This is a genomic window from Sulfuricurvum sp. (genome assembly GCF_019163035.1).
Classification (GTDB): domain Bacteria; phylum Campylobacterota; class Campylobacteria; order Campylobacterales; family Sulfurimonadaceae; genus Sulfuricurvum.
Genome location: NZ_JAFLKV010000113.1, coordinates 2,490 through 10,679 on the forward strand (window position 1 = coordinate 2,490; position 8,190 = coordinate 10,679).

Below are 8,190 nucleotides of genomic sequence, written 5' to 3' on the forward strand. Positions count from 1 at the left end.
TCTAATGCTTTATCGTATTGTTGGAGTTGCTCATAAATGAGTATCAAGAAATGGAGTGCCTGCGGTGTTCTCGGAGCATTAGAGAGAATTTGGAGGAACGTTTGGCGAGAGCGTTCTAAAAACCCCGCTTTGAAAAAACTTTTTCCCAACAGCAACAGAGCATCTTTTTGGAAGATAGGGTCACGGTTTTTGGCGAGGAGGGCGTGATAAATCTCGACACTCTTCTCATAATTCCCCTGATGCTCAAAACTTTGTGCCAACAGCAGCCACGATTCACTGGTGAGAGAGTTAGTCTGTACCTGTTCGGTGAGTTTATCCCCCTCACCGATGGATTCGAATTTTCCCAAAAATGATTCGAGATCGGTGTGCTCACGTGCACTTTTGTATCGCCCCCACCAATAGCTCAGAAATGAGAGGACAAAGAGGAGGATGAAAAAGACAACGATACCGAAGAGGGGATCGCGAAATTCAATAAAAAATGTATCCATGAGTGTATTATAGCCGTGAAAAGGTTATTTCACGAATAGTTCGATCTCTCACATCGATTCGATAGTGCACTGAGGGCTCATCAATGCTTTGACAGAGGTCGTTGTCACATTGTAATGACGTACTCTGAGGGAGGGGATCGCCTATTCCGAGGTGGTTTTTATTTTTGATAAGCGGAGAGAGGATATAGATGGCGGAAATCTTTTTACCTGAGCTATCAGAGACGACTTGGGCGATGAGGCTATGAGAGCGTTTTATTTGCACTATCGTATGGCTCTGATCTGAAGAGATTTGACTCAGTTTTTCAAACTCAAAACCGCTCAAAGCGGTACTGATTTGATCAAACGGTGTATCGGGATGGATAGCGCCCAACCCCTCTTCGCTGATGGTGAGAGGATAGGGGAGGGCAGTTTTCACAGAACCGCATCCGATAAATAAAAATGCAACTAAAAGGGTACGCGGGATCAAAATATCCGCTCCATCATCAGTTGGAGAGAGACCCGCCCGTTCCATTCATTTTTGTTGACCGTATAACTGCATGACATTTTTTTACTTTCAGGGCATTCGAGAGTTCGTCGAAACGCGATGAGTTCGAGTGTTTTTTGGCTTACACGTGAGGGGCGCAGTTCAATACGGCTGTGCGATTGGTCACTCCCGAAGAGTTTGACCGCTATGACGTCGGCATCGCGGATCAGAAACCTCGGGCGGGGATTTCCCTCACCGTAGGGCTCAAACCGCTCCAATAGTTCTAATAGCTGAAAATTGATCATTTCATGCTCCAGCTCCCCGACAATATCGTTATGGGGGATGAAATCCTCAGGGGAAATCGTTTTTGCGGAGTGATTGATCCCTTGACGAAAAGCTTCGACGACCTCACTGCTCATTGATAGTCCTGCCGCCATTTTATGACCGCCGAATTTTTGCAGATGAGTCTCTTGGGATTTGATGAGGGTGTAGAGATCGACGTTACCGATACTTCGACCGGAGCCTTTCGCAATACCATTATGGATGCTCAGGACGATGGCGGGTTTTTGAAAATGGCTCACAAGCCGTGAAGCGACGATCCCCACGACTCCCTCGTTCCAGTGCTCACCTGCAACGACGATGATTGTATCATTGGGGTTGACCTGTAACATCGCTTCGGCGGTGTTTTGGGCTTCGGTCTCTTTGCGCAGAGTGTTCAGCGCGGTGAGGAGTTCGAATTGATGGTATGCCCTCTCGGTCGTATCAGCAAGGAGAAAATCCAGCGCGATAGAGGCATCTTCGAGCCGACCTGCGGAGTTGATACGGGGGGCGATTTGAAAGGCGATGTCTTCGGAGGAGATAGCGGGGCGGTTTAGAAAATCGCGGATCATCACAAACGGAGATAGTGTGGAACGGCTCATCATCTCCAGTCCTATTTTGACAATGGCACGGTTGATCCCTACTAGAGGCATAACATCGGCGATGACGGCGAGTGCCAAAAATGGGAAAAATTGGCGCATATCAATGGTGAGATTTAGCTCTTGCTTGAGCAGTCCCATTAGGAGCCACCCTACCTGTGCGCCGCAAATCTCTTTGAACGGATAGGAGCAATCACACTGTTTAGGGTTGATGATGGCATAAGCATCGGGAAGTGTGTCTCCTGGGGTGTGGTGATCGGTTATGATGAGATCAATCCCTCTCATTTTACACACCTCTGCGGCTTCGATGGCATTGATTCCGTTATCAACAGTAAAAATGACATCCGCATCGAGGCGTTCGAGGACATTTTTAGAGACGCCGTATCCATCGTTAAAACGGTTCGGTATCGTTGTGATTAGAGGATAGGGGATGAGGTCGAAAAAACGTTTGACGATGGCGGTGGAGGTGACTCCATCCACATCATAATCGCCTACCAGAGCTATTTTTTCACCGCTCATGATAGCACGCGCGAGTCGCTCGGCACCTTTTTGGGCATCTTTGAGTAGGGTTGGATGGGGGATGTCGGAGAGTTTTTCGCTTTGTGCTTCAAATCGGCACGCTAAAAAACTCTCCAGTGTTGTATGATCGAGGAGAGGAACCTCAGGCAGGGTTGGCATGAGTGAACGTTGCTTTTACAAATCCAAGGATAGAGGCGTTCGGGCTTTGGAGACGAGAGGTAAACTCTGGGTGGAACTGTACCCCTAAGAACCATGGATGAGCAGGAATTTCAACCGCTTCGATCAAGCCGTGCGATTCTCCTGTTACGACCATTCCGGCATTCTCTAACGCTTCGCGATAGGTTGGATTGGCTTCGTAGCGATGACGGTGACGCTCGAAAATAAGCGGTTCATTATCATAGGCGGCGCGGAGGTTTGAGCCCTCTTTGGTTTCACATGGATATTCGCCCAGACGAAGTGTCCCCCCCATCGGTGAGCGGTGGGTGCGGAGCTGTGTTTCACCCGATTGGTCGATGAAGTTATCGATCAGGTAGATCATAGGGTGGGTTGTTGTCGGGTTAAACTCGATGGAGTTGGCATCTTCGTATCCCAAGACATTACGCGCATATTCGACGACCGAGAGTTGCATCCCCAAACAGATTCCCAAATACGGAATACGGTTTTCACGAGCATAACGGATCGCTTCGATTTTCCCCTCGACACCGCGATTACCGAAACCGCCTGCCACGAGAACCGAATCACAATCACGCAATAGCGCTTCTGCCCCTTGGGTTTCGATTTTTTCAGAGTCTACCCAGTGGATCGCTACGCGGGTATCGAGATGAGCTCCTGAGTGGATGAGCGCTTCGATAAGCGATTTATAGGACTCTTTGAGTTCCAAATATTTACCGACAAAACCGATAGTGACGTGATGTTTCGGAGAGACGATTTTTTTAACGAGTGAATCCCATTGCTCCATATCGGGTTTAAGCTCTCCAAGAGAGAGCTCTTTGCTGATCGGGGCGAGAATATTTTGGTGGAGAAAACTGAGCGGAACGGCATAGATGGTTTGCTCATCCATCGCTTCGATGATACTGTCATTGCTCACGTCGCAGGCGAGAGCGAGTTTCTTTTTAAAGGTTTTCGGGAGTTTTTCTTCACTACGAGCGATGATCATCTGAGGGGTGATTCCGATACGGCGAAGCTCTTGAACCGAGTGTTGGGTCGGTTTGCTTTTGTGCTCGCCTGCCGCTTTGATGAACGGAATGAGAGTTACGTGGATAAAAAATGTCCCCTCAACTTCGTCATCATGTTTCATCGTACGGATCGCCTCCATAAACGGCAATCCCTCGATATCTCCGACGGTTCCGCCGAGTTCGACCACGAGAATCTCGTGCCCTTCCCCCGCTTTTTTGATACGATCAACGATTTCGCCAACGATATGAGGAACGACTTGGATCGTTTGCCCCAAATAGCCGCCGCTACGTTCGCGTTCGATTACTGAGCTGTAGACTTGACCCGTTGTGAAGTTACTGGTGCGTAGAAATGATGCGTCAAGGAACCGCTCATAGTTTCCGATGTCGAGATCGGTCTCTGCACCGTCTTTGGTGACGAATACTTCACCGTGCTCCAACGGGCTCATGGTTCCGGGATCGACGTTGATGTACGGGTCGATTTTGAGCATACCGACTTGTTTGCCGGAATGTTTGAGGAGTGCGCCGATACTGGCTGCCGTAATCCCTTTTCCAAGTGAACTTAGAACTCCGCCGGTTACAAAAATATATTTAGTCATTGAATCATTCCTTAGCTCTTAGCATTTTTACGATGGGGTTAAATGGGTCGTGATGATCCAAAACGTCGACAAATTGCCGCTCTTCTTAAGGAACGTATTATATACTTTTAAGACTTATAAAAACGTTTGAAAGATGGAATTTAATGGAATCAGCTTTATATTACGTCACGATAGCGTTAGGATTTTCTATTGTTGTTAATCTTGTTTTAAAACGGTTTGGAATTTCTCAGATTATCGGTTACATTTTGACGGGTGTAAGTGTCGCCTATCTTTTTGATTTTCGCCATCTGAGTGATTCTCATACATTGGGGATGATTGCCGAATTTGGGGTTGTCTTTTTGATGTTTACGATCGGGCTTGAAGTCTCATTGCAGCGGCTTTCAACGATGAAAAACGATGTCTTTTTCAACGGATCACTACAGGTACTTATCTCCGCCGTTATCTTTTTTGCAATTGCATACGGAGTGCTTGGAATTTCACTGTCAACGGCGTTAATCGTTTCGATGGCATTGTCCCTCTCCTCTACTGCAGTGGTGCTCAGTTATCTCAAATCGACTAAAGAGATTGCCCGTCCTTACGGTCAAAAAGCAACCGGTATTTTAATATTTCAAGATATAGCGGTAATCCCGATTTTGATTTTGATCGGATTTTTGAGTTCAAATGGAAAAGATATTGCCGATGTCCTTTTGCATACTCTTTTGAGTGCCGTTGTGATTGTCGGATCGCTCTTTATTGTGGGTAAGCGGGTGATGACGTGGTTGCTTCATTTCTCATCATCGAGTGAAGTGGATGAACTTTTTATGGGATCGGTACTCGTTATCGTGGTTGCTTCATCCCTTCTCGCTTCGTATGCGGGGTTTACCTACTCACTGGGGGCGTTTGTCGCAGGGATGATTATTGCCGAGACCCGCTACCATCACAAAGTCGAATCCGATATCGCCCCGTTTAAAGATTTATTACTGGGGACATTCTTTGTCACCGTCGGGATGAAGATTGATTTGGGGCTGTTTGGTACCCATTTTTTAGAGATTTTGGCATTATTGGTAGCCGTTTTACTGATTAAGGCCGCCATTATTTTCGGTATTGTTCGACTCCATTCTCAGAATAAAATCGCGTTTAAAACGGCGGTAGCACTCTCTCAAGTAGGGGAATTTTCATTTGCTATTTTTGCATTAGCGGAAAATCACAATCTGATCCCCACAGAGCTTTCGCAAATGTTGGTCTTGGTTGCGGTGCTCTCGATTATCCTCACCCCTTTTATCCTCACCCATTTATCCAATATCAGCGGATACTTTTTTAAAGATGTGAGTGTGACCGAAACTTTTGCGATGTTGCCGGGACGTAAAAATCATATTATCGTCTGCGGGTATGGGATTGTTGGAAAATTTGTCGCTAAGGCGTTGCGTGCAGAGGGGGTAGACTATGTTGTTGCGGATAACAGCTATAAACATGTCGAAGAGGCGTTACGGGATAATCAAGAGGTCTATTTCGGCGATATGTCTAAAAACGCTATTTTAGACAAACTCTGCACCAAAGATTCGGTCAGTGTCATCATTACTCTCGATAATTTGGAGAAAAAACGGCTTATTTGTGAGACTATTATCCGCTATGCGCCAGATGTCAAACTGGTGGTAAAAGTGGTGAGCTTGGAAGAAAAACGGGAGTTAAGAGGACTTCCCATCTCGATAACGATTGACGGAAAAAAAGAGGTAGCATCTCGGCTTGTGAGCGAAGCGCTACATTGTGAGTTATGATTCTTTCGGTTGCTCTGTGACAAGCCACTGTAAATAGTGGATCGACCACTCCAAATCTTCGAGGGCTGTATCGATCTCTTCGACCGGCTTAGGGAGATTGGTTTTGAGTTCACGAATGCGTTGTTTGAGATATTGTGCCATAGAGTAATAAGTGTTGAGCGAAGTGTCATCTTGGGCTTTGATGATCAAATCTTCGAGCGTTTCGATCAACGCGTTTTCATTCGGGAAGATATTCCCCGATTTACGAAGGGTTCGCTGAACCTTTTGTAAGTGGGTCATATCGACCTTGAACTTTTGGGTATTAGCAGACATTAGTTTCCTCGTGACCCCGGTTTAATTGCTTCGCTTCCATCGGCGCACAGTGGGCAGTTATCGGGTGCGTACATCTCGAAATCGAAATCTGCGAGGGCAAAGAGGGGTTTATCGCTAGGAAGAGCACAGTTTACTTTGCGCTCCAGTGCTGAACCCTCACGTTTGCAAAATCCACGGTTAGCGAGTGCCGCAAAACCGACCACGATACCGCCGAGGGCTTCGATTGCCTTTGCCGCTTCCATCGCTGAGCCACCGGTGGTGATGATGTCTTCACAAATGAGGACACGTTCCCCCTCAGTGATCTCAAAACCGCGACGAATTTGCATCTCACCGTTAACGCGCTCTGCGAAAATAGAGCGTTTATCCAGCGCCGTTGCGAGGGCAAATCCTGCGATCAAACCGCCCAATGCCGGAGCACATACGGTATCGATTTCAATTCCGCTCTCTTGGATATTTACCGCTAACGCATCGGCGAGAATCTTTGCCGTGCGAGGTTGCTCCAACACTTTTGCCGATTGGAGGTAATAGGCTGAGTGATTGCCAGAGCTGAGTTTATAATGACCTTCGAGCATCGCGCTCGCATCGAGATAAATTTGTTTGATATCCATTGCTGTTATACCGTCAAGATATCGTGCTCTTTTGTTTTGAGCAACTCTTCGATTTTGGCGATAAATTTATCGGTAATTTTTTGAACTTTATCCTGAGCACCTTTAGAATCATCGGCAGTTACCAATTTGTCTTTTTCGAGCACTTTGATTTTGTCATTTGCTTTTTTACGGTCATTACGAACCGCTACTTTTGCATCTTCCGCCATCCCTTTCGCTTTTTTCGCCGTATCTTGACGCTGATCAACCGTCATTGGAGGGAAAAAGAGTTTGATTTCGGTTCCATTGTTGTTCGGATTAACCCCGATATCGGCTTTCATAATTGCTTTTTCGATCACAGAGAGCATCGATTTATCCCATGGAGAGATGGTGATAGTCGTTGCATCGGTTGCGAGTACGCTTGCCGCTTGATCGATAGGCACCATAGACCCGTAGCTGTCAACACGAACATTATCCAAGATTTTGGTGGTGACACGTCCGGTGCGGAGTGTGCGGAAGTTGCTGAGAAGATGTTCACAACTTCCTTGCATTTTATCTTCACAAAATTGATACACTTCGTTTAACATAACTTTCCCCTAGACTTATTTAGTAGTATTGATATCGTTTACGATATTGATCGTCGGAGCCGCAACGTCATTTTTTTCGATCATAGCATCGACAACTGACTGGTTTTTTTGTTGTGCGTAGAAATAGCCTAATGCAATGGTGTTTACAATGAAAATAAACCCAAGAAAGAAAGTCACTTTCGCCAAAAAGCTCCCCGGACCTTTAGCCCCGAAAACCGATTCATTTGAACCGCTGTAAGCTCCCAAACCGATGCTTGAGCTTTTTTGTAGAAGTACAGCGATGGTGATCATAACGACCAAAACGATCTGTACGATGAGCAGTATACCTGTCATGTTAATCCTTGATATTTAAAAAAGTTCGCGATTATAGCATAGTGTTCATAAGAGCCGAATGAAGCTTGTTTTTAAACCGATTAGGATTAAAATACACTTTTACAAAGGAAAGCGGTTATGTGTAAAAAATGTCCTCACAAAAAGAAAGTGGCGTATGCCGTTGCTATAGTCATTTCATTCATTGCGTATTATTTTATTTATTACGTATAAAGAATTGAATTCATAGCTTAATTATTAGTATTAAATAGCACAAGGAACGAGAATAATGGATACAAAACGACTGATAGTTTTTGGCGGTGTGATTAGTGCAATCGTAATAGGGATGACATTTTTTTCACCGCAACCTCAAAAAAAAGAGGGTACTGCCGAGACTAAAGCGGTGGTTTCCGTGAGTACATTTTCCCTTTATGAAGTTGCCAATGCCGTAGCGGGTGATGCGATTGATGTTCGCTCTATCGTTCC

The 8,190-nt window shown here is 45.8% G+C and carries 10 protein-coding genes; 2 read left to right on the forward strand and 8 right to left on the reverse strand.

Features of this window, described 5'->3' with window-relative positions; genetic code table 11:
• The 4 genes from JZU62_RS07990 to JZU62_RS08005 all read right to left on the reverse strand — a co-directional run.
• A partial coding sequence (locus tag JZU62_RS07990) for a tetratricopeptide repeat protein (RefSeq protein WP_295013616.1) occupies positions 1 to 488 on the reverse strand: 488 nt, incomplete at its 3' end.
• Positions 489 to 495: 7 nt separating this feature from the next.
• Positions 496 to 999, reverse strand: coding sequence for a hypothetical protein (locus tag JZU62_RS07995; RefSeq protein ID WP_295013618.1), 504 nt, complete (start codon positions 997 to 999; stop codon positions 496 to 498).
• Positions 951 to 2,546, reverse strand: a complete 1,596-nt coding sequence (gene recJ, locus JZU62_RS08000; protein WP_295013620.1) for a single-stranded-DNA-specific exonuclease RecJ — start codon at positions 2,544 to 2,546, stop codon at positions 951 to 953. The genes JZU62_RS07995 and recJ overlap by 49 nt, the downstream gene beginning before the upstream one ends.
• Positions 2,530 to 4,158 (reverse strand): CTP synthase, encoded by a 1,629-nt coding sequence (locus JZU62_RS08005; RefSeq protein ID WP_295013623.1) that lies wholly within the window; start codon positions 4,156 to 4,158, stop codon positions 2,530 to 2,532. Before JZU62_RS08005 ends, recJ begins: the two co-directional genes overlap by 17 nt.
• Positions 4,159 to 4,301: 143 nt before the next feature.
• On the opposite strand from JZU62_RS08005, the gene JZU62_RS08010 reads away from it, so the two are divergent.
• Entirely contained in the window at positions 4,302 to 5,912 is a 1,611-nt protein-coding gene (locus tag JZU62_RS08010; protein WP_295013625.1) for a cation:proton antiporter, read from the forward strand.
• Here the strand turns inward: JZU62_RS08010 and JZU62_RS08015 are convergent.
• Genes JZU62_RS08015 through secG form a run of 4 tightly spaced genes read right to left on the reverse strand, consistent with a single transcriptional unit; the run spans position 5,907 to position 7,728 of the window.
• Positions 5,907 to 6,224 carry a hypothetical protein gene (locus JZU62_RS08015; RefSeq protein WP_295013627.1) on the reverse strand — a complete coding sequence of 106 codons (318 nt, stop codon included), beginning with the start codon at positions 6,222 to 6,224 and terminating at the stop codon, positions 5,907 to 5,909. The two genes, JZU62_RS08010 and JZU62_RS08015, sit on opposite strands and share 6 nt — an antisense overlap.
• Positions 6,224 to 6,832 carry an orotate phosphoribosyltransferase gene (pyrE, locus tag JZU62_RS08020; RefSeq protein WP_295013629.1) on the reverse strand — a complete coding sequence of 203 codons (609 nt, stop codon included), beginning with the start codon at positions 6,830 to 6,832 and terminating at the stop codon, positions 6,224 to 6,226. The genes JZU62_RS08015 and pyrE overlap by 1 nt, the downstream gene beginning before the upstream one ends.
• A 5-nt stretch (positions 6,833 to 6,837) precedes the next feature.
• A complete protein-coding gene (gene frr / locus JZU62_RS08025; protein WP_295013631.1) occupies positions 6,838 to 7,395 on the reverse strand; it encodes a ribosome recycling factor in 558 nt (185 codons plus the stop codon).
• 15 nt (positions 7,396 to 7,410) lie between these two features.
• Positions 7,411 to 7,728: a preprotein translocase subunit SecG gene (secG, locus tag JZU62_RS08030; RefSeq protein ID WP_295013633.1), complete on the reverse strand. Its 318-nt coding sequence runs from the start codon at positions 7,726 to 7,728 to the stop codon at positions 7,411 to 7,413.
• Positions 7,729 to 7,993: 265 nt separating this feature from the next.
• Between secG and JZU62_RS08035 the strand changes: the two genes are divergently transcribed.
• A partial coding sequence (locus tag JZU62_RS08035) for a hypothetical protein (protein WP_295013634.1) occupies positions 7,994 to 8,190 on the forward strand: 197 nt, incomplete at its 3' end.

Excerpts from the sequence above, each read along its gene's own strand:
- JZU62_RS07995 (WP_295013618.1), bottom strand. The coding sequence starts at position 999 with ATGGAACGGGCGGGTCTCTCTCCAACTGATGATGGAGCGGATATTTTG.
- JZU62_RS08005 (WP_295013623.1), bottom strand. The coding sequence starts at position 4,158 with ATGACTAAATATATTTTTGTAACCGGCGGAGTTCTAAGTTCACTTGGA.
- JZU62_RS08015 (WP_295013627.1), bottom strand. The coding sequence starts at position 6,224 with ATGTCTGCTAATACCCAAAAGTTCAAGGTCGATATGACCCACTTACAA.
- pyrE (WP_295013629.1), bottom strand. The coding sequence starts at position 6,832 with ATGGATATCAAACAAATTTATCTCGATGCGAGCGCGATGCTCGAAGGT.
- secG (WP_295013633.1), bottom strand. The coding sequence starts at position 7,728 with ATGACAGGTATACTGCTCATCGTACAGATCGTTTTGGTCGTTATGATC.
- recJ (WP_295013620.1), bottom strand. The coding sequence starts at position 2,546 with ATGCCAACCCTGCCTGAGGTTCCTCTCCTCGATCATACAACACTGGAG.
- JZU62_RS08010 (WP_295013625.1), top strand. The coding sequence starts at position 4,302 with ATGGAATCAGCTTTATATTACGTCACGATAGCGTTAGGATTTTCTATT.
- frr (WP_295013631.1), bottom strand. The coding sequence starts at position 7,395 with ATGTTAAACGAAGTGTATCAATTTTGTGAAGATAAAATGCAAGGAAGT.